This window comes from Amycolatopsis sp. NPDC004625 (genome assembly GCF_040609695.1).
Classification (GTDB): Bacteria; Actinomycetota; Actinomycetes; order Mycobacteriales; family Pseudonocardiaceae; genus Amycolatopsis.
The window spans coordinates 1-22,872 of the sequence record NZ_JBEXKX010000011.1; the positions used below are offsets into that span (position 1 = coordinate 1).

Sequence of the window (22,872 nt, forward strand, 5' to 3'; positions counted from 1 at the left end):
GGCCCACACCACCCCCCGGCGCCGGGCCGCCCCCCCGCCACCCCTGCCCTGCCGCCCCCGGTCGTGAGTGGTAAGGCGGGTTAGAACCCGCCTTACCACTCACGAGCCGGGGTCAGGCGGTCAGCGCGTGCGGGTCACCCGCGACGGCGCGGGCGGAGAAGTTCCGCTGCACCTTGCGCTCGGCGGCCTTCTGCTTGGCCGCCTTCGCCTTGCCCGGCTGGACGCCGTTGACGCTCTCGGTGCTCGTCGCGTAGACGCCGAGGGCCCAGGCGACACCGTCGGCGTTGCGGTCCAGCGCCACGCGGTCGATGTTGCCCAGGTTGTCGCAGGCCTGGTGGTAGCACGGGTCGAACGCGACGCCGGCCGTGCCGCCCCACTTCGCCGCCTGCGCCGGGGTCTTCAGCACCTCGGCGCCGGTGTCCAGGCCGCCGGCCGGGATGCCGACGGCGATGAACTCGCCGTAGTCCGACCGGCCGGTGAAGTCGGTGCCCTCCAGGGACACGCCCCGCGCGGCCTGCATGAAGTCGACGAAGGTCTTCTCGATCTGCGCCGAGCCGTACGGGCCGGCGCCCGCGCCGACGCCGTCGGAGTTGTCGCCGTCGTAGGCGAAGTAGCCGGCGTTCGGCGAGCCGATCATGTCGAAGTTCAGGTACAGCGCGATGTCGAGCTGCTGCTCGAAGCTCAGCGAGTCGACGTAGTAGGTCGAGCCGATCAGGCCGAACTCTTCCGAGCTCCAGAACCCGAAGCGCACGGCGTTGTTGACCTTCGGGCTGCTCCCCAGCTGCAGCGCGGTCTCGAGCAGCGTCGCCGAGCCGCTGCCGTTGTCGTTGATGCCCGGGCCGGCCGGGACGCTGTCGAGGTGCGAACCGAGCATCACGACGTTGTCCTTGCGCCCGGTCTTGGTCTCGGCGATGACGTTGTAGCTGGTCCGCGCCTCCTGGAAGGCCCGCAGCTCCAGCGTCACGTTCTGCCCGCCGAGGGTGGCCAGCTGCGCACCCGCGGCCGCGGTCACGCCGCCGGTCGGGATCGCCGCGTTCTCCGGGCCGCCGAGCGTCCCGTTCAGGGCGCCGTCGGTGTTGTTGTAGACGATGGCGCCGATCGCGCCCGCCGCCGCGGCGGTCTGCTGCTTCTGCGCGAACGAGCAGCCGCCGCGCTTGATCAGCGCGATCTTGCCCACGACGTCCGCGGTGTAGTCGGTGGCCTCGCAGCCGCTGGTGTCGTCCACGGCGACCACGGACAGCGGCGCGGTGATGCCGCCGACCGGCGTCGACTTCGTGTACTCCATGGCGATGATCGGGACGCTCGCGCCGCCCGCGGTCAGCTTCTCGGCGAGGGTCTCCGAGTAGGTGAACGGGAATTCCTGGCGGGTGACCTGGTAGCCGGCCGCCTCGAGCTTGGTTGCGATGTACTCGGCGGACTTCTTGTGCCCCTCAGTGCTCGCCGCCCGGGTGCCGCCGTTGGTGTCGGCGATGCGCTGGAGGGCGATCAGGTGCCGGTTGACGCCGTTGACGTCGACCTTCTTGACGAGCTGCTTGGCGAGGGCGGGACCGTCGGGGAGGGTGTTCGCGGCGGCGACCGGGGTCAGGCCGAGCACCAGCGTCGCGCCGGCGGCGAGCGCCACCGGCGGCAGGATTCTTGCTCTGAAGTGTGACATGGTTGCTCACCTTTGTTCGATATGCGAAGTCCGTCAATGCGCCTTTCGGCGGGACCTTTCGCCGCGGTATACAGTCGACACATGTACGCGATCACCATCCGTGAACCAGGTGACCCGGACGTTCTCGAGTGGGCGGAGGTCGCGGATCCGCGGCCCGGCCCCGGCGAGGTGCTGCTGGACGTGGCGGCGAGCGCGGTGAACCGAGCCGACCTGCTGCAGCGCCAGGGCCACTACCCGCCGCCGCCCGGGGCGAGCGAGACCATCGGCCTCGAGTGCTCCGGCACGATCGCGGAACTCGGCGAGGGTGTCGAAGGCTGGAACGTCGGCGACGAGGTCTGCGCGCTGCTCTCCGGCGGCGGCTACGCGGAGAAGGCCGTCGTCCCGGCGGGGCAGCTGCTGCCGGTGCCGGCCGAGGTCGACCTGCTCACCGCGGCCGCGCTGCCCGAGGTGGCCTGCACGGTGTGGGCGAACGTCGTGATGCACGCGAAGCTCACCGAGGGCGACGTGCTGCTGGTCCACGGCGGCGCCGGCGGCATCGGCACGCACGCCATCCAGGTCGGCAAGGCGCTCGGCGCCACCGTCGCCGTGACCGCGGGCTCGCCGGACCGGCTCGAAAGCTGCCGCCAGCTCGGCGCCGACCTCACGATCAACTACAAGGAGCAGGACTTCGTCGAGGTGCTCCGCGAGGAGACCGGCGGCGCGGACGTCATCCTCGACAACATGGGCGCGTCCTACCTCGGCCGCAACGTCGACGCCCTCAAGCAGGACGGACGCCTGGTGATCATCGGCATGCAGGGCGGGGTCAAGGGCGAGCTGAACGTCGGCGCGCTGCTCGGCAAGCGGGCGTCGGTGTTCGCCGCGGGCCTGCGCTTCCGCCCGCTGGACCAGAAGGCGGCGATCGTCGCCGACGTCCGCGAGCGCCTGTGGCCGCTGGTTTCCGACGGCCTGGTCAAGCCGATCGTCGGCCAGGTCGTGCCGATGGCCGAAGCCTCGACCGCGCACCGGGTGCTCGAAGAGGGCAGCGTGTTCGGCAAGGTCTTGCTGGCGGCGAAGTCCTAACGGAGTTCTTCGAGGACCCGCACGAGCTGGTTGATCTCGAAGACGTTGGAGTAGTGGGCGAGCCCGATCCGCACGGCGCCGCCCACTTCTCCGACGCCCAGTGACGCGAAGACGCCGGCCGCGCCGTCGTCGGCGAAGGCGCACAAGCCCTGCGTCGCCAGGTATTCGGCGACCTCGGGCGCCTTCTTGCCGGCGACGGCGAAGGCGAGCGCGGGGATCCGGCGCATGGCGTTGCCGATGACCATGATGTGCCGCAGGGACAGCAGTTCCGTGGACAGCTGGGCGAGCAGCCCGGCGTGGTAGGACTTCGCCGACCCGAGCGAGGTGACCAGCCGTTCGCGGCGCGAGCCGGAGGCGGCGTCGTCGAGGCCGGCGAGGTAGTCGATGGACGCGATCAGCCCGGCGAGCAGCGGGTAGGCGTGCGGGCCGAGTTCGAGCCGGGCGGCGCCGCGGGCCGTCGGGTCGAGCGAGGCCGACGGGATGCGTTCGATCAGCTCGGGGTCGCGGAAGACGAGGGCGCCCACCGACGGGCCGCCCCACGCCTGCGCGGACACGACCATGACGTCGGCGCCGAGCGCGTTGATGTCGAGCGGCAGGAAGGGCGCGGCGTACGTGGCGTCGACGACGACGAGCGCACCGACCCGCTTCGCGAACTCGATGATGGTCGGCACGTCCGGCCGGGTGCCGACGGACCCGGACGCGAGCGTGACGGCGACGGCCTTGGTGCGCGCGGAGACGAGCTGCTCGTACTGCCACGCGGGCAGCTCGCAGGTCTCGATGTCGATCTCACCCCAGCGCACGACGGCCCCGACGCGCTTGGCGGCGCGCTGCCACGGCGCGAGGTTCGCCTGCTCGTCGAGCCGGGACACGACGAGTTCGTCGCCGATGGTCCACCGCTCGGCGAGCGCGTCGACGAGCCGGCGCAGCATGACGGGCGCGCTCGGCCCGAGCACGACGGCAGCCGGGTCGGCCCCGACCAGGTCGGCCACGGCCCGGCGGGCCGCGGTCACGATGCTTTCCGCGCGTTGTGAGGCCGGAAACGCTCCGCCCGGCCCGGACACCGGGGCACGCATCGCCGTGGAAACGGCCGAAGCGACCTGTTCCGGTACCAGCATTCCGGCGGCGCCGTCGAAGTGAATCCAGCCGTCACCCAGCGCGGGAAAGAGCCCACGGATACGAGCGACGTCGAACGCCATGGGGACACCGTACGGACGTGCGGTTTCGCCGTGCGTCCGGGGTTGGGTGGAGAGCCACCGGGAACCCGGATAACGGCTACGCTCGGAGACGGACACCCCGTGGGTGTCGCGGAGCGTGTCGAAGGCAAGCCAGGATGGAGCACATGACCGAGCCGAACTTCACAGCGGGTGACCCGGGCCAGGATTCTTCACCCCACGTGGTGGTCGTCGGACCGGACGGCACGCCGGTGGGAGCCGCCTCTGCCCCGGTCGAGGGCGAACACCCCGAGTCGGTGGGCGACCTCGTCGAAGAGCCGGCGAAGGTGATGCGCATCGGGACGATGATCAAGCAGCTCCTGGAGGAGGTCCGCGCGGCCCCGCTGGACGACGCGTCCCGGACGCGGGTGCGCGAGATCCACCAGACGTCGATCCGCGAGCTGGAGAAGGCGCTGGCCCCGGAGCTGCAGGACGAGCTGGAGCGCCTGGTCCGGCCGTTCACGAACGACTCGACGCCGTCGGACGCGGAGCTGCGGATCGCCCAGGCGCAGCTGGTGGGCTGGCTGGAGGGGCTGTTCAGCGGAATCCAGACGGCCCTGTTCGCCCAGCAGATGGCGGCCCGGGTCCAGCTGGAACAGATGCGGCGCGGGTTGCCGGCCGGGTCGTCGGGCGGGGTCGTCGGGCCGGGGCACGAGCACGGGCCGGGGATTTCGGGGACCGGGCAGTATCTCTGAGGGTTTCCACGGGGGTTGTCCACAGACCGAGGGGGATGTGGACAACTGCTGTGGACAACTCGGGTCCGGCTCAGCGCACTGACCGGAAGAACGCCCGAAGGTCCCCGATCAGCGCGTCCGGCTCCTCCAGTCCCGGGAAGTGTCCCCCGCGCGGGAACTCCGTCCACCGCACGATCCGGTCCGTTCGCTCCGCCAGCGTCCGGACCGGGTACCCGATGTCGTCCGGGAACACCGCCACCCCCGTCGGGACCGTGTTCTCTCCCGCCGGACCTCCCCACCCTCCCGCCGCGTACAACCGCGCCGCGGAGTTGGCCGTCCGCGTGAACCAGTAGATCGATACGTCGGCCAGCAGGTCGTCCCGGTCGATCAAGTCCTCCGTCGTGTTCGAGAACGACCGGAACTTCTCCGCGATCCACGCCAGCTGGCCCGCCGGGGAGTCGTGCAGGCCGTACGCCAGCGTCTGCGGCTTCGTCGCCTGGAGGATCGCGTATCCCGTGCCCTCGCGGGAAAACTTCGTACCCTTGGCCAGCGACCGCCTTCCCCGCTCCAGTTCCGGCCCCTCGAGGCCGTCGAGGTCGGCTTCGCCGCGCGCGACCGCCGACGCCAGCATCGTCACGTGGATGCCCAGCAACCGCTCCGGGAACTGCGTGGCCAGCGACCGCGAGATCGTCGCCCCCCAGTCGCTGCCGTGGGCGCCGAACCGGGCGTAGCCCAGGCGGGTCATCAGCTCCGCGAACGCCCGCGCGATCCGGGGCGGGTCCCAGTCCGGCGTCGGCGTCGGGCCCGAGAAGGCGTAGCCCGGGATCGAGGGCGCCACCACCGTCAGGGCGTCCGCCGGATCGCCGCCGTACGCGCGGGGGTCCGTCAACGGGCCGAGCACGTCCAGGAACTCCACGATCGAGCCCGGCCAGCCGTGCGTCAGCAGCACGGGGGTGGCCGCCGGCTCCGGGGAAACGACGTGCAGGAAGTGCACCTTCGTCCCGTCGATCATCGTCGTGGCCTGCGGGAACCCGTTGATCCGGGCCTCCTGCGCCCGCCAGTCGAACCCCGTGCGCCAGTGCTCGGCCAGCTCGCGCACGTAGTCCACCGGCACCCCGAGGCGCCACCCGGCGTCCGCCGGCTGGTCGGGCCAGCGGGTGTGGGCCAGCCGGGCGCGCAGGTCGTCGAGGTCGGCTTGGGGGACGTCGACGCGAAACGGCGTGATGTGCATGCCCCGACCCTAGGAACGATCGCGGACAGCTCCGGTCCTCAATGCCGCGGACACACCTGCGGCTCGCCCGCCGCCGGTATGTACGTGCCGCGCTGCGCTCAGCCAGTCACCTTGCGTCCGGCCGCGAAGTCCTCTTCGAGGCGGGCCAGCCGCTCCTCGTACTTGGAGATCGCGGCCAGGCGGGCGCGGATGCGGGCGTGCTCGGCGCGGACCTCCTCGGCCTCGTCCGGCGAGTATTCGAGGCGCTCCGCCATCCGGGCCACCGAACCCGGCCGCTCGAAAGCCGCGATGCGGGCCTCCAGGGCCGCGAGGTGCGGCGCCAGCCGACGCTGCTCGTCGTAGAGCCACTTCACGTGGCCGTCGAGCTCCTTGGTGGCGTGTTCGACGTCGCGGCGGAGCGCGGCGATGTCCGAGTGCAGGGCGTCGAGCTCGGGCCGGATGCGGTCCAGCGCGATGTTCTCGATCCGCGGCCGCAGCTTCGCGACCACCGGCCGCCCCGCCACGCGGGCGAGCTCTTTCGCCCGCGAAACCACCCCGTGAATGTCACTCACTGTATGATCTCGATTCTTCCGGAGTCACGCCAAGTGCTCAGCAGCCGGGATTCCGCGTGCAGCCGGTGTTCCGCCGTCACCCCGACCTTGCTGCCCCAGGCGTGCTCGAAGTCGGTCTGGTCGGGCCGTTCGACGATCGACACCCCGGTCAGGCGGACCAGCGCTTCGGGGAACAGCTCCTGGCACATGTACGTCACCAGCGTGCCGGTGGTGGCCCAGACGTGCTCGTCCGCCGCCAGGCCCAGCAGGCGGGACAGCGGCAGCACGAACCGCCGGTTCGGCACCGGCACGAACCCCAGGTCGGCCGGCCACCAGTCGGGCAGGGTCTCGGGTTCCCAGAACAGCCGGCCCGGCTCGGCCAGCAAGTAAAGGCGCGAGGTGTAGTCGGCGAAGGTGTACGGCGAGACGACGACCCCGCGGTGCACCACCACGACGTCGGTGCGGTGGCCGTAGGCCGGCTCGGCGTCCGGCTCGTCCAGCGCGAACGTCGTCATCCGGAAGACCAGGTCGCTGCCGTCGATCAGGGCGGCGCGCCCGGCGTCGGGGGCCATCGGCGCGTTCCCGACCACCGCGATGGTCTCGACGCGCTGGTTGCGGGCGTAGGAGAGCAAAAGATCACGAAGCACGCGGGCGCTGTCGTCGAGCTGTTCGGAAGCTTCGTCCGCGAACTGAGTCCGATTCATCGCTCCCCCATGGCATCGGTGACCGGGGCCGCCGTCAGGCGGCAGCCGAGCAGACGGACAATAGCCGACAGACCACTGTCGTTACCCGGAAGGGGTCCTCTGTGACCGCGCTGGCCATCGTCCCGGCGAGGGGCGGCTCCGTGGGGCTGCCGGGCAAGAACCTGGCGCCGTTCCGGGGCCGCCCGCTGGTCGCGCACACCGTGTACACCGCCGTTTCCGCCGGGATCGCCGACGTCGTGGTCACCACCGACGACGCCGAGATCGCCGCGGCGGCCGAGGCGGAAGGCGCCCGGACCGTCCGGCGGCCCGCCCACCTCGCGGACGCGGCGAGCCGGACCCTGCCCGCGGTCACCCACGCCCTCGACGCGCTCGGCGTCCCGGATTCCACGCTCGTCCTCCTGCTCCAGCCGACTTCGCCGCTGCGGACGGCCGAAGACATCGCCGAGTGCCTCGACATCCACGCGGACCGGCCCACCGGCTCGGTCGTCCAGATGTGCCGTTCGGCCGACCATCACCCGCTGAAGGTGTGCCTGGAGACGCCGGACGGCGGGATCGCCCCGGTCCGCGACTGGGCCGACCTCGAAGCCCCGCGGCAGACGCTGCCCGTCGTGCTGCGCCCCACCGGCGGCATCTACCTCGTCCGCGCCGGCGACCTGCGGCGGCACGAGCGGTTCTTCATCCCCGAGGTGCGGCCCCAGTTCGTGCCGGTCGAGCGCGCGATCGACATCGACTCCGCGGCGGACCTGGTCCTCGCCGAGCAGCACGCCGGTTAACGGTCCACGAAGGCCTTGTACAGCGAAGGCCGCCAGATCTCCTCGCCCTCGAGCAGGTCGATGATCCGGCGGTGCGCACCCGGCTCGCCGAACTCGGTGTGCGGCTCGCACCGGCCCATCGCGCGGGCCTTGCCGATCCCGGCCGTGACGGCCTCCGCGGTCGGCTCGACCGAGAGCACGCTGGGCGCCATCGCCCGGTTGCGCTGCCGGGTGCCGACGGTGACCGACGGCGTGCCCAGCACCGGCGCCTCCCGCACGCCGGCGCTCGAGTTGCCCAGCACGACGGCCGCGTTCTTCATCAAGGTGACGAAGTACTCGAACCGCATCGACGGCAGGCGCACGAACCGCGGGCCGGCCAGCCGGTCGAGCTCGCTCCGGATCTCGCGGCAGCCCTCGTCGTTGTTCGGGTCGATGACCACCCAGTTGCCGTCGGTGAGCACGGCGTCGACGACGGCCGCCGCGTTGCGCCGGTTCTGGTCGCGCTCGGTCGTCACCGGGTGCAGCGCGAGCAGGCCGTAGTCGGTGAACGGGATCTCGTAGTGGCGCCGGACCTCGTCGAGGTCGGGCAGCCGCGCCGACGTCAGGACGTCGACCTCGGGGCTGCCGACGACGAAGATCCGGTCCTCCTCCTCGCCGAGCTGCAGCAGCCGGCGCCGGGCCGGCTCGTTGGCGACCAGGTGCACGTGGGCGTGCTTCGACAGCGAGTGCCGGATGACGTCGTCGATCGTGCCGCTGACCTCGCCGCCCTCGATGTGCACGACCCGGACGTTGGCCAGCGACCCGACGATCGCGCCGGCGAGGGCCTCGACGCGGTCGCCGTGCACGACGATCGCCGCGGGCTGCTCCTCGTGCACCAGCCGGGCCAGTGCCTGGACGGTGTTGGCCAGCACGAGCGCCATCGGCTCGTCCTCGATCTGGTTCGGGATCAGGTGCAGCCGCTCCAGCCCGGCCAGCTCGATCTCGCGCACGGTGTAGCCGTAGCTGCGCAGCATGTGCATGCCGGTGACGACGATGCGCGCGGAGAGCACCGGGCTCTGCTGGACCGCGAGCATGACGTCCCGCAGCTTCCCGAAGTCGGCGCGGGTCCCGGTGAGGAACAGGACCTCACGCCGCCCGGTCTCAGCCAAGGTCCGCCCAGCTCACCTGCGTGTTCGCCGGCAGCGCCCTGGTGACGGCCCGGCCGAGCAGGGTCTCGTAGTCCTTCGCCTTGATCTCGCCGGTGCCCGGCCGCTTGACCCAGATGTTGTCCGTGGTCAGCGCCTCACCCTCGGCGACGTCCTGCGTGGTGACGACGCAGGCGTACGCGAAGTCGATCGTCGGCTGTTCCTCGGCCAGGATCTGCTTCGACCCGCCGCGCGAGGCGTGGATCAGCCGCGAACCCTCGACGAGCTGCTTGAACTCCGCCGGCGTCGACGAGACGGGGATGTCCGGGCCCGGCCAGCTCATGTCCGACGTGAAGTGCCGCTCGAGCACGGACGCGCCGAGCGCGACCGCGCCCAGGCACGGGTAGATCGTCACCGTGTGGTCGGAAAGCCCGAGTTCGGCGTCCGGGAAGGCCGCGCGCAGCTCGGCGAGCGCGCCGAGGCGCACCTGCTCCGGCGGTGTCGGGTACAGCGACGTGCAGTGCAGCAGCGCGAACCCGACCCCGGCCGCCCGCAGGATCTCGACGGCCGGGGTGATCGACGCGATGTCGTTCATCCCGGTCGAGAGGATGACGGGCTTGCCGAACGAGGCGACGTGACGGATCAGCGGGTAGTTGTTGCACTCCCCCGAGCCGATCTTGAAGCCCTCGACCCCCAGCTCGTTCAGCCGGTCGGCGGCCGCGCGCGAGAACGGCGTCGACAGGAAGACCAGCCCGCGCTCCTCGGCGTGCGCCTTGATCTCGCGCTCGTCCTCGGCGGTGAGCGCGACGCGGTTCATCATGTCCCAGATCGGCTCGTCGGCGTTGCCGGGCACGACGTCGTTCGGGATCATCTCGTCGTCGACCACGTGGGTCTGGATCTTGACGACCTGGACGCCGGCGTCCGCGGCGTCGTCGACCATCTTGTGCGCCTTCTTGGGGTCGCCCTCGTGGTTGATCCCGATCTCGGCGATCACGAGAGGCGAGTGGTCGGCACCGACCGGGTGCTCGCCGAGCATGAACATGGAGACCTCCGGGTCGCTGCGTGGCTGCGGTCCGCCCCCGACCCTATCCCGTGGCGCGCCGCGGGGTCCCGGCCCGCCGCCAGTGCCCTGTCAAGGCGGCCGCACTCCCATCGGTACCCTCGTCCACGTGCATGCCACCAGCACGGTTCAGGCCGCGGACTCACCCGTAGCGACGTCGGCTCCCCCGACGTCGGACAGCAAGACGTTCTCGCGTGCCTTCGCCGACATCAAGGCCGGTTTCCGCGCCCGCGAGCTGTGGGGTCACCTCGGCTGGCAGGACATCAAGCAGCGCTACCGCCGCTCGGTGATCGGGCCCTTCTGGATCACCATCAGCCAGGCCGTCATCGCGCTCGGGCTCGGGCTGCTGTACTCGCAGCTGTTCCACTCGCCGATCCAGGTGTTCCTGCCCTACCTGTCCACCGGCTTCATCCTGTGGGGCTTCATCAGCGGGTGCCTGTCCGAGGGCATGGAGACGTTCATCGCGAACGAGGGGCTGATCAAGCAGCTCCCGGCGCCGCTGAGCGTGTACATGCTGCGCACGGTGTGGCGGCAGACGCTGCTGCTGGCGCACAACATGATCGTCTACGTCGCGGTGCTGGTCATCTTCTTCAGCGCGCTCGACAACCCGTACTCGCTGGGTTCCAAGGACGGCCTCTGCCACGACGGCCTGTTCTGCCACCCCGGCCTCAGCTGGAACATCCTGCTGGCCATCCCCGGCTTCGTGCTGCTCGCGCTCAACGCGGGCTGGGTGACGCTGCTGCTGGGCATCATCTCGACCCGCTTCCGCGACATCCCGCAGGTGATCAACTCGCTGATCCAGCTGTTGTTCTACGGTACGCCGATCGTCTGGCCGGTGGACCAGCTCCTCGGTGGCGGCGCGCGCGAAGGCATCTCCTGGGTGCTGCCGATCATCCAGCTGAACCCGCTGTACCACTTCATGCAGGTGGTGCGGGCGCCGCTGCTCGGGCAGTCGTTCACGCCGGGCAACTGGATCGTCGTCGCCTGCATCACCATCGTCGGCTGGGCGCTCGCGCTCGTCGCGATGCGCAACTACCGTGCCCGCGTCTCCTACTGGGTGTGACACATGGTCAGCATTGACGTCCACAACGCCTTCGTCGACTTCCCGATCTTCGACGCGAAGACCCGGTCGATGAAGAAGAAGGTCCTCGGCAAGGTCGGCGGCAAGATCGGCACCGAGACCAAGGTGCCGATCATCGAAGCCCTGCACGACGTGACGCTCTCCCTGCGCGAAGGCGACCGGGTCGGGCTGGTCGGGCACAACGGCGCCGGCAAGTCCACGCTGCTGCGGCTGCTCGCCGGGATCTACGAGCCCACCCGCGGTTCCGCGCGGATCGAGGGCAAGATCGCGCCGGTCTTCGACCTCGGCGTCGGCATGGACCCGGAGATCTCCGGCCAGGAGAACATCATCATCCGCGGCCTCTTCCTCGGCATGACCGCCAAGGAGATGGAGAAGCGCGTCGACGACATCGCGGAGTTCACCGAGCTCGGCGACTACCTGCAGATGCCGCTGCGGACGTACTCCACGGGCATGCGCGTGCGGCTCGCGCTGGGTGTCGTCACCTCGATCGACCCCGAGATCCTCATCCTCGACGAGGGCATCGGCGCGGTCGACGCGGCGTTCCTCAACAAGGCGCGCGACCGCCTCAAGGACCTCGTGAAGCGCTCCGGCATCCTGGTCTTCGCCAGCCACTCGGACGAGTTCCTGTTCGAGCTGTGCGACTCGGCCCTCTGGATGGACGAGGGGCACGTGAAGCAACGCGGTTCGCTGCGGGACGTCCTCACGTCGTACAAGGGGCGTGACCCCTTCGAGAACATGAGCCAGGAAACCCTGGACCGCTTCGGCATCGAGCCGGTGGCGACGACGAACGGCGGGGAATGATGGCCAGCGAGACCCGGCAGCTGCCCGACGGCGCGGTCGTCGGCGTGGTCGTCACGCGGCACCGGCGCGAGCTGCTGGCGGACTCGCTGAAGGTCATCGCGGCCCAGACCCGGCCGGTCGACCACCTGGTCGTGGTGGACAACGGGCCGGACGACTCGGCGCGCGAAGTCGTCGAGAACTACCCGCTGCCGTACACGTACCTGCCGTCGCACCGGAACCTCGGTGGCGCGGGCGGGTTCGCGCTGGGCATGCTGCACGCGCTGTCGCTGGGCGCGGACTGGGTCTGGCTGGCCGACGACGACGGGCGTCCGGCCGACGAGAACGTGCTCGCGATCCTGCTCGAGGAAGCGGAAAAGCGGGGCCTGGCGGAGATTTCGCCGGTGGTGTCGAACATCGAGGCACCGGACAAGCTGGCGTTCCCGCTGCGCCGCGGCCTGACCTGGAAGCGGTCGCAGTCCGAGCTGGGCGTGGACTTCCTGCCCGGCATCGCGTCCCTGATGAACGGCGCCCTGTTCCGCGCGTCCACTTTGGACGTCGTCGGCGTGCCGGACCTGCGCCTGTTCTTCCGCGGCGACGAGGTCGAGCTGCACCGGCGGCTGGCCCGCTCGGGGCTGCCGTTCGGCACGTCGCTGAAGACCAAGTACCTGCACCCGGACGGCTCGGACGAGTTCAAGCCGATGCTGGGCGGCAAGTTCCACGCGCAGGACCCGGAGAACGAGGTCAAGCGGTACTACACCTACCGCAACCGCGGATACCTGTTGTCGCAGCCGGGCATGCGGAAGATCGGCGCGCTGGAGATCGTCCGGTTCGGACTGTACTTCGTGGGCGTGAAGCGGGACCCGAAGGCGTTCCTGCAGTGGCTGAAGCTGGTGCGGCAGGGCCGCGCGGAGAAGTTCTACCGCTACTGATTCCCATCGAAAAGGGCCCCCGCGCGCTGCGGGGGCCCTTTCTTTGTGCGTCCTATTCGCCGATCACCGGCGGCGCGGTGCGCATGTCGGTGCCGAAGACCTCGTCGGGGTCACCCTCGACCAGGTACGTCGGGCGCGAGTGCTCGGTGTCCTCGTCGCCTTCGCCCTTCTGGCCGCGGCCCAGGCCACCACCGGGGCCCATGCCGCCACGACCACCGGCCGTGCCGGCGCCGAGGCCGCCCATGCCGCGTCCCGCAGCCGCTTCGGCCGCACCGATCCCGCCGGGCCGCGCCGCCCCGGACGCGGCGCCCGCGCCCGTCGCGTTGCCGGCCGCCCCCGAGCCACCGGGGCCGAAACCGCCGCCGCCACGTCCGCCGCCGCCGCCGACCTTGGAGTTGTAGGCCTCGTCGCCGCCGAAGTTCATGCCACCCATCGGCATCGGGCTCATCGGCGGCATGCCCCCGAACTGCTGGTTCGGGTTCGACGTCGACGCGGCCGGCACCGAGCCGGGCGTGAAGCCGGACGGCGTGGTGGTGCCGGCCGGGACGAACCCGGACCCGGTGGTCGAGCCGGGCCCGGAAAGGTGCCCGGCCGGCCCGCCGAACGACCCGGGAACGCCGCCGGACACGAAGCCCTGGGCCGTGCCGCCGGGTGTGTTCACCGAGTGCGAGCCCGGCGTGTTGACGCTGGCGGGGGTGTTGATGCCGTTCTTGTCACCGGTGCCGTTGGGGTCATCGCCACCACCCCCGGCGCTGAAGCTCGGCGGCGGCGCGAAGGCGGGCTGCTTGGAGGCGGCCGCGTAGAGGTTCTTGTCGTAGGTCGCCATGACCCCGGCGGCCTCGTCGTGCGCGGCCTGGCTGTCCTTCTGCTTCTGGATGGACTTGTCGACGTTGTCGGCCAGGTTGAACGGGTTCGAGGTGGCCCAGCCCTTGAACTCGTCGGTCCAGCTGAAGGGGATGGGAGCCGGCATGGAGTTCTTCGCCGTGGCGGCGGCCTGGCCCTGGTCGTAGATGGTCTCCGAGGCCAGCTTGGCGTTCTGGGAGTTGGCGTCGGACCACTTGCTCAGGCTGGTGAAGTACTGCTGCGCGTTGTCGGCCGCGGTGCCTTCCCAGGTGCCCTTGGAGGCGTTGACCGCGGTGGTCATGGACTGCGCGAACTTGTCGAAGACCTGGTGGACCTGGTGGTAGGCGGTCGAGACCTCGGACACCTGCTCGACGTCCAGATTGCTCTGGAGGAAAGCCTGCAGCTGGGTGTGGTCGGTGCCCTTGTAGTCGGCGTTGGGCGCGTGCAGGCCCTGGACGTACTCGACGTCCCGGCCCTGGGTGGCGTCCTTGACGTTCCGGGCGCCCACCTGCTGCGACTGGTTCTTCGCCTGGGCGCGCGCCATGAAGTCCTGGACCCACCCGAACAGCCAGTTGTCGGGATCGACGCCCTCATCGGCCTTCTTCTGCAGATAGGCATCCCGGTCGGCGGGAGCCATGTCCTGCACTTCCTGCGGCGTCTTGTCCGGAGTCCTGGGCGGTCGCGGGCTCTGTCGCGTGGTCATCTGAACTCCCCTTACGCCTTCGGCAACCGCGGTTCGACAGCGGCCTTCGCGACCGCCTCGGCGACCTGGCACGCCTCGTCCGACGACGCGACCGCCGTCACTTCCACGTCGACCCGGGAGGAGTCACCGACGGCCAGCCCCAAGGTGCACCCGGGAGCGGCGCCATCGGGCGATTCCTTCGCCTTCCGGCCGTTGATCTCCTTGTCGACCACCCCGCGGCCGGTGTCCTTGACCTGGTCGATCGAGGCGTTGTCGCGGACGTTCGCGCTGATCACCATGGACTTGTCGCTCGCCGAGGCGATCTGCTTCTGGTAGGTGCACGCCCGGGCGCTGCCGATCTTGCCGTTCTCCGGCGGGTCGAACTGGCCGTAGCTGCTCAGATCACCCATTTCGAGGAGCGAGCAGGGATCGGTGATCGACTGGGTGCCCCCGCCGCCGGACGACGTGCTGTCCGGCGCCTTCGACTCGCTGGCCGACGGTGACTGCGCGGGCGATGCCGTTCCACCCTTGGTGGTGGTGCACCCGGCCAGCAGTACCCCGCCGACGACGAGCGGGAGGACGATGCGAACGAGGGATTTGGTCATTACCTCAGGCCTATTTGGTCTTGAGCGCGGAGAAGGCATCGTCTTCGGTTCCGGTGTAGAGCCCGGCGGCCCTGGCCAGGGCCTGGTCGGCCTGCGTGGCCACTTCCCGGAGCTGGTTCAGCACAGCCCGCGCCGAGCCGGTGGCTTCGGTGGCGCTCTTCTGGTCGTGCGAGGCGACGGTTTGCCCGTACGGGTGGCTCCCGAGCTGGGGCTCCTGGTCCAGCGCGTAGACCTTGTGCCCGAGGCCGTCGAGGTCCTTGACCAACCCCTTCAGCGCGTCCCGGAGCGGCTTCACGCCTTCCGGCGTGATCTTGAAACCGCCGCTCGCGGCCGCGGCGACCAGCTTGTCGGTCTGCGCCTTGGCGGCCTGCACTGCGGCGCCCATGGCGCCGGAGGAGAGCGGGTTGACGATGTCCGACATCGATCCGCCACCGCCGTCGGCAATCAACATCGCAGTTCCACCCCGAATCGCTTCGCCCGTGCGTGTGCACCCGGAAGTCTACTAGCCGGGCACCCTCTGCCACGGCCGTTCACCGATCTTCGGACGCGCCGGCGGCGCCGCCGGTTCCGCAGCCTTCAGAACTGGCCCTCAGAACTGGCCTTCGAGCTGGGCGTACAGCTGCTGGGCCAGGCGGGCGTTGTCCGCCGGGGCGTAGGTGATCCAGCGTTGGCCGTCCGCTGCTGCCCGGGACGTCATCAGCCAGCGGCCGCTCGGGGTGTCGAACCAGGCCAGGGGTGGGTACGCGCCGCCGCGGGTCTGGGCGGTGAACTGGCCCACGCGCTTCTTCGGCTCCTGGAACACGCGCTCGATCATGCGGACCTGGGGGCCGCCGCTGCCGGTGTGCGATCGCGGGGCGCTGACGCCCGCGAACGGGTCGTAGGCGTCGTCGCGGCGGCGGGGCTGCTGGACCGGCCTGGAAATCGTCACCGACTGGCCGGGGGCGGCCGGGGTCAGCGGGAGGAGGTCGACGATCGCCGGGACGATGCCCGTCGGGCGGACCTCCTCGAACACGATGAGGTTCTCCTCCTGGCGGGCGAGCACCGCGAACTGGCCGTCGGACGCCACCCTCGCGAACAGGTGGCGGTCGCCCAGCTCGGCCGCCGCGCCGATGGCCACGCTGCCGCGGACGAACGTGGCCAGGGCCAGCTCGGCGTCGGCGTCCAGGCGGCCTCGGTTCCACAGCCCGCGGCCGGTCAGGTCGCGGACCACGGCGTCGCGGATCATCGCGCGCTGCTCGACCGTCGTGCCGACGTGCGGGACCTCGAACGGCGTCGGCGCGCGGCCGAGGCCGAGCTGCTCCAGCAGGATGTCCACCGCTGCCAGCGACAGCGAGAACGAGTGCGGCATTCGCTTCCAACCCCCCGCGGATGAGTCCGGCCTTCGCGAAAACCGTAGCTCCGCCCTCAGCGAACCTGCTTGCCGGGGCAAGATCGCCGCTGGTCCGATGGACGCATGGCTGACCAGAAACCCGCACTCGTGCTGCACCTGGCGACCGGCGGCGAACCGCTGCTGTTCGCGCTGACCACCGAAGAATCCGGGAAGCTGGCGGGCAAGCTCGCCCAGCTCGTGAAGGCCGGCGCCGTCGAATCGGTGACCACCAGGGACGACTCGGTCGTCGCGGTCAACTTCGCCCACGTCGCCGCGGCGTACATCGACGACCTCAACCGCAAGAGCAAGGTCTTCGGCCTGCACGCCTGAAACGACGAAGGCCGCCTCACGACGTGCGTGAGACGGCCTTCGCGAAAGAGCCTCAGAGCTTGTACAGGCGCTTCCAGTTCTCGCGCGAGGTGAGCTCCGGCATGGCGCGCTTGTACTGCTCCTGCACCGCCGCGCCTTCCTTGCGCAGCCGCTGGACGACCTTCGCACCCTGCTTGGCCAGCGCGAACATCTTCACGCGGTCGTAGGACCGGACGCGGACGCCTTCCTGGCTCGCGTCGGTGACGACCGCGGTGTCGAACAGCGCGATGTGCCACCAGTTCGCCTCGTCGATCGGCACCGCGCCGAGCCCGAAGCGGCTGCGGCCGAGCACCCGGTCGAGCACGCGCTTGATCAGCACCAGGCGCTGCATGCTGGGCCGCGGCGCGCTGTTGATGATGCCGATGTCGTTGGACGCGATGCCCGGGACGTCGGTCGCCTTGTGGCGCTTGGTCTCCGGGTACTCGTCGCGGATCCGGCGGATCTCCTTCATCGCCTCGACGCCGCCGTCACGCAGGACCTCGGGACCCTTCAGGAAGTCCTCGACGGCCTTGATCAGCGTCGCCGACAGGCCGTACTGCATGCCGAGCAGGTAGCGCACCAGCTGGGCGAGCAGCACCCGCGAGAGCAGGTTGAGGTTGAACGGCGAGTGCAGGGCCGCGGTGATGATCGAGTTGCGCAGGTTGAAGTACCGGTGCCACTCGTCCCAGTCCTTCATGTGGAAGTCGGCGTGCCACACGCCGGCCCCCGGCAGGGTGACGGTCGGGAAGCCGTGCGCGCGGGCCCGGTAGGAGTACTCGGCGTCGTCCCACTGGAAGAAGAACGGCAGCGGGTAGCCGGTCGCCTGGACGACCTCGTACGGGATCAGGCACGACCACCAGCCGTTGTACCCGGCGTCGAGGCGGCGCTCCTGGCGGTTCGGCTTCAGCGTCTCCTCGTCCACGCCGAGCAGGTCGGCGGTGGACAGCGAGTGCTCGACCGGCTGGCCCGGCTCCAGCGTGTTCAGGCGCGCGTACTCGGCGCCGACGTGCAGCTGGTTCGGGTGGAACAGGTTGAGCATCTGGCCGCCGACGATGATCGGGTTGGCCGCGCGGTTCGAGAACGCCGTCATCCGGATCACCAGGTCCGGCTCGAGCAGCACGTCGTCGTCCATGAACAGGACGTTCGCGTGCTCGGTCGCGGTGTGCCCGGCCACCTCGAAGAGGCCGCGGGTGAAGCCGCCGGCGCCGCCGAGGTTCGGCTGCTTGATGTAGTGCAGCTTGTCGGCGAGGTCCTTGGCGACCTGCTCGAAGCCGTCGCGCGACTCGACGAGGTCGGTGCCCTGGTCGGCGACGTAGATGGCGTCCAGGGTCTCCAGCGAGGAGACGTCCGCGGCGAGGGCCTGCAGGTTCTTCAGGCAGTCGTCGGCGCGGTTCATCGTGCAGATGGTGACCGCGGTCGGGCGGATCTTCTCCGGTGCTTCAACTGTCCAGCGGACCTGCTCGACGCGCAGCGTCTGGCCGCCCTCGGTCTCGAGGTCGAGCCAGAGCGCGCCGCCGTCGTAGAACTTGTCGAGCTTGCCGGTCAGCGACACCTTGGCCTGCTTGGCGTCCTTGACCTGCTCGGCGGCCACCACACGGGGCTCGCCCTCGACGTCGGACGCGCCCATCGACAGCAGGCCGGTGCCGGTGACGACGGCCTCGACCGAGACCTCGGTCACCGTCGTCCAGCGCTGCCAGTAGCTGGCCGGGAACCGGCCGAAGTACGTGTTGCCCGACACCTTGGAGGCGGGCTCGAGGGTGATCGACGCACGTTCCCGCACGGCCGAGCCCCACTCGAGCTCGGCGTACAGGTCCTTGCTGACGATCGGCGCCGGGCCGGCGTAGAGCCCGCGCTGCGCCGTCAGGCGGCCCTGCGGAGTGTGCTCGGTGAACCGCGTCTCGGCGGCCGCGCCGGCTTGGGTGGTCGGCGCCGGGGTAGCTGTTTTACCGGGCATTGGTTCCTCAGTTCTCCTCAGTCGACGGCTCGCGGAACACGACCCACTTGAGCATGACGAAATTGATCACGGTGGCGGTGGCCTGCGACACGGCCCAGCACAGTGTGTGCTGCCAGGCGGACTCCGGCAGCACGTGCAGCATCAGCTGGTTCACCCCGACCGCGACGAAGAACGTCACGGTGTAGAGCAGGACGAACGAGCCGATCTGCGCCCTGCCGTCGCGGCGCCCGCCGGCGAAGGTGAACTTCCGGTTCAGGAAGAACGCCGTGGTCGTGCCCACGATGAAAGAGATAGCGCGGGCGATGTCGACCCACGGTGAGGTGGCCATCCCGGCCACCTGGGTCAGCAGCGTGTAGGTGCCCAGGTCGACCAGGGCGCAGAATCCCCCGATCAGGGCGAAGCGGAGGAGCTGGCCCAGCAGTCCCGGGGAGGACTGTGCAGCCGTCACGTCGGCTTGCGGATCGGTCGCCACCACTGCATTACCTCGATACCTGAGTCACGGTCACCCGCGCGGGCGCTTGTGCCTTGATGCGCAAAGTGTAGAAGCGAGCACTTCAGGGTCACGTTCCGGGCGTGGTTCGGCGTGGCTACCCTGGTCGGGTGACCCACGTACCCAACACACAGCGTCGCACGCTCATGGGCTGGGCGCGGACCGCACCGACCACCGCCGACGTGCTGACCACCTCCGACGTGGAAGTGATCGCCCGCGCCGTGGCCCAGGCCGGTGCACGCGGCGTGATCGCCCGCGGCCTCGGCCGGTCCTACGGCGACCCGGCGCAGAACGCCGGCGGCCTCGTGGTCGACATGACCGCGCTGAACCGGATCCACTCGATCGACCCGGACAGCGCGCTCGCCGTCGTCGACGCCGGCGTGAGCCTGGACCAGCTGATGCGCGAGGCGCTGCCGTACGGCCTGTGGGTCCCGGTGCTGCCCGGCACGCGCCAGGTGACCATCGGCGGCGCGATCGCCAACGACATCCACGGCAAGAACCACCACAGCGCGGGCAGCTTCGGCAACCACGTCGTGTCGATGGACCTGATCACCGCCGACGGCCGGATCCGCACGCTGACGCCGGAGGGCCCCGACGCCGAGCTCTTCTGGGCGACCGTGGCCGGCATCGGCCTGACCGGCATCATCGTCCGGGCGACCATCCGGATGACGAAGACCGAGACCGCGTACTTCCTCGCGGACAACGAGCGCACGGACAACCTCGACGAGACGCTCGAGCTGGTCAGCAACGGCTCCGACGACAACTACACGTACTCCTCGGCGTGGTTCGACACGATCTCCACCGGCTCGAAGCTCGGCCGCGCCGCCTTCGGCCGCGGCTCGCTGGCCAAGCTGGACGAACTGCCGCCGAAGCTGCGCGCGAACCCGCTGAAGTTCGACGCCCCGCAGCTGGCGACGCTGCCGGACGTCTTCCCGAACGGCCTCGCGAACAAGCTGACCTTCGGCGCCATCGGCGAGCTGTACTACCGCAAGACGCCGAAGGCCGCCCGCGGCGTCATCCAGAACCTGACGGCCTTCTACCACCCGCTCGACATGTTCGGCGAGTGGAACCGGGCCTACGGCTCGAAGGGCTTCCTGCAGTACCAGTTCTCGACGCCGCTCAACGCGCACGAGCCGCTGCGGAACATCGTCCGGAAGATCGCCGAGTCGGGGCACGTGTCCTTCCTCAACGTCTTCAAGCGCATGGGCGAGGGCAACGCGGCGCCGCTGTCGTTCCCGCACCCGGGCTGGATGGTCTGCGTCGACTTCCCGATCAAGGACGGCCTGAGCCGGTTCTGCCAGGAGCTCGACGAAGACGTCCTGGAGCTGGGCGGCCGGCTGTACACGGCGAAGGACTCGCGCACCTCGCCCGAGACGTTCGCGAAGATGTACCCGCGCCTCGAAGAGTGGCGCAAGGTGCGCGCGTCCATTGACCCCGAAGGCGTTTTCGCCTCTGACATGAGCCGGAGGCTCGAACTGTGATCGACGCGGTGGGCAACCCCCAGTCCCTGCTCCTGCTCGGCGGCACGTCCGACATCGCACTGGCGATCGCCGAGAAGTACCTGGCCGAGAAGCCGCTGCGAGTCGTGCTGGCGGCGCGTCCGTCGCCCCGGCTCGACGCGGCCGCCCAGCGCCTGAAGGACCGCGGCGCCGAGGTGTCCACTGTGGACTTCGACGCGAAGGACACGGCGTCGCACCCCGGCGTGCTGGACAAGGCGTTCGAGGGCGGCGACATCGACGTGGCGGTCGTCGCGTTCGGCCTGCTCGGCGACCCGGAAGAGGTCTGGCAGGACCACGCCAAGGCGGTCGAGCTGGCGACGGTGAACTACACGGCGGCGGTTTCGGTCGGCGTCGCGCTGTCGGAGAAGCTCAAGGCGCAGGGCCACGGCACGGTGATCGCGCTGTCGTCGGTGGCGGGCGAGCGCGTCCGCCGGTCCAACTTCGTCTACGGCTCGACCAAGGCCGGCTTCGACGGGTTCTACCTGGGCCTCGGTGAGGCGCTGGCGCCGTCCGGGGTCAAGGTGACGGTGGTCCGGCCCGGGCACGTCAAGACGAAGATGACCGAGGGCCTGAAGGACGCTCCCCTGGCGCAGACGGCCGAGCAGGTGGCGGAGACCGCGGTCGCCGCGGCCCGCGCGGGCAAGGACCTGGTCTGGGCGCCGGCGCAGTTCCGCCTGGTGATGTCGGCGCTGCGGCACGTCCCGCGGCCGATCTTCCGCAAGCTGCCGATCTGAGTTTCGGTGTCACCCGCCGGCGGCGTGGGCGGGCACCAGGTAGAGGTTCTGGCTGCCCATCCAGGGCGAGTCGATCCGCCAGCTCGCCAGCGCCGCCGGTGGTGGCGTGCGGCGGGTCGTCGCCAGGACCAGGTCCGGGCTGAGCGGGGCCACGCTGTGGTCGAAGTTGTGGAAGTTGGCCTCCAGCAGCGCCCGGCCCAGGTCGCCGCTGCGGCGTTTCGTCTCGGTGATCGCCGGGTCGACCGCGCCGCGGTCGGAGAACTCGTCGACCAGCTTGCAGTCGCACGCGTACGCCAGCGCGCCGACCTCGCCCGCCGTCTCGACCTTGCGGCCGTGGGCGATCGCGGCCAGCTCCTGGCCGATTTCGCGGTACTCCGTCGTCGACGCGTGGTTGCTCGTGATCGGGGCGAACTGGCGCGGGAGGCCCGGCAGCGCGTACACCGCGACGCTCGCCGCGAGCACCGCGCCGGCCGCCGTCCACGTTCCGCGGCGGACCCGCTCCGGCACCGCTGACGCGCAGGCCGCGAGGAAGATCGTCGCGCCGATGATGCTCGGCGCGTAGTACCAGTGGTACGGCGGCACGCCCAGCCGGCTGTAGGCGAGGTAGTGCAGGGCACCCGCGACGGCGAGGGCCGCGAACGGCGTCAGCCGGCGGGCGGTCTCGGAGCCGCGGCGGTACTGGACGAGCCAGGCCAATCCCGCCAGGCCCGCGAGCAGCAGCGGCAGGAACGACAGCGTGGCCGCGGCCGGGAAGTTGCGCCAGTACAGCAGCGGGCCGTTGGTGAAGCTGAACGGTCCCCACGGCTGCTGGCTCATCTTGATGACGAGCGTGTCCGGCACCGCCGAGCCGAGCGCCACCCAGCTGAACCCGAACCAGGGCAGCGTGACGGCGAGCGCCGCGAAGGCCGTCCGCCAGATGCCGGTCCAGAACTCGCGGCGGGCGGTGAACAGCACCGCGGCGATCAGCAGCAGGTCGATCCGGACCAGCGCGAGCAGCCCGACGACGACACCCAGCCGGCCCGGGTGGCGCTCCTGCGCGTAGACCAGCGTCCACACGACACCGGTGGCCCCGAGCGCCACCTCCAGCCCGACCGAGGACAGCAGCAGCGGGTTGACCAGCAGCAACGCGAACGTCAGCGGCGCGAACGCCGCCGGCAGGCCCCGCCGCTCGCCGAGGCGGCGCAGGCCCAGCACGAGCAGCACCTGCGCGGCGACGAACACGACCCCGGCGGCGAGCACGGCGTCGCGCACGAGGAACGTGACCACGCCGAGGGCCAGGACGTTCAGCGGGGACGTCGCGGTGTTCGCCGTCCCCTGTTCGATCAGGCCCCAGTGGCCGTGGAAGGCGAGGTTCTTCGCGTAGGACAGCGTGATGTAGGTGTCATCGATGAGATGGCTGCTGACCAGTGCGAACACCAGCGCGGAGGCGGCCGCGGCGCCCGCCGGGAGGGCCCACGAGCGGGGGACGGAGATGGCCGTCGGCAGCGCGCGGACGGCTTTGGGGAGTTCTGCGGAGGCGCTTCGCATCCAGGACACCGTACCTCGCCCGTGATGCTTTC

Annotated in this window: 23 protein-coding genes; 9 read left to right on the forward strand and 14 right to left on the reverse strand. The window is 70.5% G+C overall.

What is annotated here, in order from left to right; translation table 11 throughout:
• Positions 1-112 precede the first annotated feature (112 nt).
• A complete protein-coding gene (locus ABZW17_RS14535) occupies positions 113-1,654 on the reverse strand; it encodes a M28 family metallopeptidase (protein ID WP_354813373.1) in 1,542 nt (513 codons plus the stop codon).
• Between the two features lie 81 nt (positions 1,655-1,735).
• Between ABZW17_RS14535 and ABZW17_RS14540 the strand changes: the two genes are divergently transcribed.
• Entirely contained in the window at positions 1,736-2,713 is a 978-nt protein-coding gene (locus ABZW17_RS14540) for an NAD(P)H-quinone oxidoreductase (RefSeq protein ID WP_354813375.1), read from the forward strand.
• Here the strand turns inward: ABZW17_RS14540 and ABZW17_RS14545 are convergent.
• Positions 2,710-3,909: a cysteine desulfurase-like protein gene (locus ABZW17_RS14545; RefSeq protein WP_354813377.1), complete on the reverse strand. Its 1,200-nt coding sequence runs from the start codon at positions 3,907-3,909 to the stop codon at positions 2,710-2,712. The genes ABZW17_RS14540 and ABZW17_RS14545 overlap by 4 nt on opposite strands.
• 134 nt (positions 3,910-4,043) lie before the next feature.
• On the opposite strand from ABZW17_RS14545, the gene ABZW17_RS14550 reads away from it, so the two are divergent.
• Positions 4,044-4,619, forward strand: coding sequence for a bacterial proteasome activator family protein (locus ABZW17_RS14550; RefSeq protein ID WP_354813379.1), 576 nt, complete (start codon positions 4,044-4,046; stop codon positions 4,617-4,619).
• 70 nt (positions 4,620-4,689) lie between these two features.
• Here the strand turns inward: ABZW17_RS14550 and ABZW17_RS14555 are convergent, their stop codons facing one another.
• From ABZW17_RS14555 to ABZW17_RS14565, 3 genes are all read right to left on the reverse strand, one after another.
• Positions 4,690-5,829: an epoxide hydrolase family protein gene (locus ABZW17_RS14555; protein WP_354813381.1), complete on the reverse strand. Its 1,140-nt coding sequence runs from the start codon at positions 5,827-5,829 to the stop codon at positions 4,690-4,692.
• A 98-nt stretch (positions 5,830-5,927) separates the two neighbouring features.
• On the reverse strand, positions 5,928-6,380 hold the full coding sequence (locus ABZW17_RS14560) for a hypothetical protein (protein ID WP_354813383.1): 453 nt from the start codon (positions 6,378-6,380) through the stop codon (positions 5,928-5,930).
• The gene (locus ABZW17_RS14565; RefSeq protein ID WP_354813385.1) at positions 6,377-7,063 is read right to left on the reverse strand and encodes a hypothetical protein; all 687 of its coding nucleotides are present in this window, start codon (positions 7,061-7,063) and stop codon (positions 6,377-6,379) included. Before ABZW17_RS14565 ends, ABZW17_RS14560 begins: the two co-directional genes overlap by 4 nt.
• 101 nt (positions 7,064-7,164) lie before the next feature.
• On the opposite strand from ABZW17_RS14565, the gene ABZW17_RS14570 reads away from it, so the two are divergent.
• Positions 7,165-7,836 (forward strand): acylneuraminate cytidylyltransferase family protein, encoded by a 672-nt coding sequence (locus ABZW17_RS14570; RefSeq protein ID WP_354813387.1) that lies wholly within the window; start codon positions 7,165-7,167, stop codon positions 7,834-7,836.
• Here the strand turns inward: ABZW17_RS14570 and neuC are convergent.
• Both neuC and ABZW17_RS14580 read right to left on the reverse strand, forming a co-directional pair.
• A complete protein-coding gene (gene neuC, locus ABZW17_RS14575; protein WP_354813389.1) occupies positions 7,833-8,963 on the reverse strand; it encodes a UDP-N-acetylglucosamine 2-epimerase in 1,131 nt (376 codons plus the stop codon). The two genes, ABZW17_RS14570 and neuC, sit on opposite strands and share 4 nt — an antisense overlap.
• Complete coding sequence (locus ABZW17_RS14580) at positions 8,956-9,981, reverse strand: N-acetylneuraminate synthase family protein (protein ID WP_354813391.1); 1,026 nt, start codon at positions 9,979-9,981, stop codon at positions 8,956-8,958. The genes neuC and ABZW17_RS14580 overlap by 8 nt, the downstream gene beginning before the upstream one ends.
• 127 nt (positions 9,982-10,108) lie before the next feature.
• Here ABZW17_RS14580 and ABZW17_RS14585 point away from each other — a divergent pair, with 127 nt between their 5' ends.
• From ABZW17_RS14585 to ABZW17_RS14595, 3 genes are read left to right on the forward strand one after another with little or no spacing between them, the layout of a single operon-like run.
• Positions 10,109-11,062, forward strand: a complete 954-nt coding sequence (locus ABZW17_RS14585; RefSeq protein ID WP_354813393.1) for an ABC transporter permease — start codon at positions 10,109-10,111, stop codon at positions 11,060-11,062.
• 3 nt (positions 11,063-11,065) lie between these two features.
• Positions 11,066-11,881, forward strand: coding sequence for an ABC transporter ATP-binding protein (locus ABZW17_RS14590; protein WP_004560760.1), 816 nt, complete (start codon positions 11,066-11,068; stop codon positions 11,879-11,881).
• Positions 11,881-12,789 carry a glycosyltransferase family 2 protein gene (locus tag ABZW17_RS14595; RefSeq protein ID WP_004560761.1) on the forward strand — a complete coding sequence of 303 codons (909 nt, stop codon included), beginning with the start codon at positions 11,881-11,883 and terminating at the stop codon, positions 12,787-12,789. The genes ABZW17_RS14590 and ABZW17_RS14595 overlap by 1 nt, the downstream gene beginning before the upstream one ends.
• A gap of 52 nt (positions 12,790-12,841) precedes the next feature.
• On the opposite strand, the gene ABZW17_RS14600 is transcribed toward ABZW17_RS14595, so the two are convergent.
• The 4 genes from ABZW17_RS14600 to ABZW17_RS14615 form a co-directional block, all read right to left on the reverse strand.
• Positions 12,842-14,335, reverse strand: coding sequence for a hypothetical protein (locus ABZW17_RS14600; RefSeq protein ID WP_354813395.1), 1,494 nt, complete (start codon positions 14,333-14,335; stop codon positions 12,842-12,844).
• A gap of 11 nt (positions 14,336-14,346) precedes the next feature.
• Entirely contained in the window at positions 14,347-14,919 is a 573-nt protein-coding gene (locus ABZW17_RS14605; RefSeq protein ID WP_354813397.1) for a DUF3558 family protein, read from the reverse strand.
• 10 nt (positions 14,920-14,929) lie between these two features.
• On the reverse strand, positions 14,930-15,370 hold the full coding sequence (locus ABZW17_RS14610; RefSeq protein WP_354813399.1) for a hypothetical protein: 441 nt from the start codon (positions 15,368-15,370) through the stop codon (positions 14,930-14,932).
• Between the two features lie 138 nt (positions 15,371-15,508).
• A complete protein-coding gene (locus ABZW17_RS14615) occupies positions 15,509-16,267 on the reverse strand; it encodes an ESX secretion-associated protein EspG (RefSeq protein ID WP_354813401.1) in 759 nt (252 codons plus the stop codon).
• A 105-nt stretch (positions 16,268-16,372) separates the two neighbouring features.
• On the opposite strand from ABZW17_RS14615, the gene ABZW17_RS14620 reads away from it, so the two are divergent.
• Positions 16,373-16,618 (forward strand): hypothetical protein, encoded by a 246-nt coding sequence (locus ABZW17_RS14620; protein ID WP_354813403.1) that lies wholly within the window; start codon positions 16,373-16,375, stop codon positions 16,616-16,618.
• 52 nt (positions 16,619-16,670) lie between these two features.
• Here the strand turns inward: ABZW17_RS14620 and ABZW17_RS14625 are convergent, their stop codons facing one another.
• Together ABZW17_RS14625 and ABZW17_RS14630 are read right to left on the reverse strand one after the other, a co-directional pair.
• Positions 16,671-18,590, reverse strand: a complete 1,920-nt coding sequence (locus tag ABZW17_RS14625; RefSeq protein WP_354813405.1) for a glycosyltransferase — start codon at positions 18,588-18,590, stop codon at positions 16,671-16,673.
• 7 nt (positions 18,591-18,597) lie between these two features.
• Positions 18,598-19,065, reverse strand: coding sequence for a GtrA family protein (locus tag ABZW17_RS14630; protein WP_354813407.1), 468 nt, complete (start codon positions 19,063-19,065; stop codon positions 18,598-18,600).
• A 161-nt stretch (positions 19,066-19,226) separates the two neighbouring features.
• Between ABZW17_RS14630 and ABZW17_RS14635 the strand changes: the two genes are divergently transcribed.
• Positions 19,227-20,561 carry an FAD-binding oxidoreductase gene (locus tag ABZW17_RS14635; protein ID WP_354813787.1) on the forward strand — a complete coding sequence of 445 codons (1,335 nt, stop codon included), beginning with the start codon at positions 19,227-19,229 and terminating at the stop codon, positions 20,559-20,561.
• The gene (locus tag ABZW17_RS14640) at positions 20,558-21,313 is read left to right on the forward strand and encodes a decaprenylphospho-beta-D-erythro-pentofuranosid-2-ulose 2-reductase (RefSeq protein ID WP_354813409.1); all 756 of its coding nucleotides are present in this window, start codon (positions 20,558-20,560) and stop codon (positions 21,311-21,313) included. Before ABZW17_RS14635 ends, ABZW17_RS14640 begins: the two co-directional genes overlap by 4 nt.
• Before the next feature lie 9 nt (positions 21,314-21,322).
• Here ABZW17_RS14640 and ABZW17_RS14645 read toward each other — a convergent pair whose 3' ends face one another.
• Positions 21,323-22,840, reverse strand: a complete 1,518-nt coding sequence (locus ABZW17_RS14645) for a hypothetical protein (RefSeq protein ID WP_354813411.1) — start codon at positions 22,838-22,840, stop codon at positions 21,323-21,325.
• Positions 22,841-22,872: the final 32 nt, after the last annotated feature.

What these genes read in the sequence shown, in the direction of transcription:
- ABZW17_RS14535 (WP_354813373.1), bottom strand. Translation starts at nt 1,654, where the DNA reads ATGTCACACTTCAGAGCAAGAATCCTGCCGCCGGTGGCGCTCGCCGCC.
- ABZW17_RS14540 (WP_354813375.1), top strand. Translation starts at nt 1,736, where the DNA reads ATGTACGCGATCACCATCCGTGAACCAGGTGACCCGGACGTTCTCGAG.
- ABZW17_RS14545 (WP_354813377.1), bottom strand. Translation starts at nt 3,909, where the DNA reads ATGGCGTTCGACGTCGCTCGTATCCGTGGGCTCTTTCCCGCGCTGGGT.
- ABZW17_RS14550 (WP_354813379.1), top strand. Translation starts at nt 4,044, where the DNA reads ATGGAGCACATGACCGAGCCGAACTTCACAGCGGGTGACCCGGGCCAG.
- ABZW17_RS14555 (WP_354813381.1), bottom strand. Translation starts at nt 5,829, where the DNA reads ATGCACATCACGCCGTTTCGCGTCGACGTCCCCCAAGCCGACCTCGAC.
- ABZW17_RS14565 (WP_354813385.1), bottom strand. Translation starts at nt 7,063, where the DNA reads ATGAATCGGACTCAGTTCGCGGACGAAGCTTCCGAACAGCTCGACGAC.
- ABZW17_RS14580 (WP_354813391.1), bottom strand. Translation starts at nt 9,981, where the DNA reads ATGTTCATGCTCGGCGAGCACCCGGTCGGTGCCGACCACTCGCCTCTC.
- ABZW17_RS14590 (WP_004560760.1), top strand. Translation starts at nt 11,066, where the DNA reads ATGGTCAGCATTGACGTCCACAACGCCTTCGTCGACTTCCCGATCTTC.
- ABZW17_RS14595 (WP_004560761.1), top strand. Translation starts at nt 11,881, where the DNA reads ATGGCCAGCGAGACCCGGCAGCTGCCCGACGGCGCGGTCGTCGGCGTG.
- ABZW17_RS14600 (WP_354813395.1), bottom strand. Translation starts at nt 14,335, where the DNA reads ATGACCACGCGACAGAGCCCGCGACCGCCCAGGACTCCGGACAAGACG.
- ABZW17_RS14605 (WP_354813397.1), bottom strand. Translation starts at nt 14,919, where the DNA reads ATGACCAAATCCCTCGTTCGCATCGTCCTCCCGCTCGTCGTCGGCGGG.
- ABZW17_RS14610 (WP_354813399.1), bottom strand. Translation starts at nt 15,370, where the DNA reads ATGTTGATTGCCGACGGCGGTGGCGGATCGATGTCGGACATCGTCAAC.
- ABZW17_RS14615 (WP_354813401.1), bottom strand. Translation starts at nt 16,267, where the DNA reads ATGCCGCACTCGTTCTCGCTGTCGCTGGCAGCGGTGGACATCCTGCTG.
- ABZW17_RS14620 (WP_354813403.1), top strand. Translation starts at nt 16,373, where the DNA reads ATGGCTGACCAGAAACCCGCACTCGTGCTGCACCTGGCGACCGGCGGC.
- ABZW17_RS14625 (WP_354813405.1), bottom strand. Translation starts at nt 18,590, where the DNA reads ATGCCCGGTAAAACAGCTACCCCGGCGCCGACCACCCAAGCCGGCGCG.
- ABZW17_RS14635 (WP_354813787.1), top strand. Translation starts at nt 19,227, where the DNA reads ATGGGCTGGGCGCGGACCGCACCGACCACCGCCGACGTGCTGACCACC.
- ABZW17_RS14645 (WP_354813411.1), bottom strand. Translation starts at nt 22,840, where the DNA reads ATGCGAAGCGCCTCCGCAGAACTCCCCAAAGCCGTCCGCGCGCTGCCG.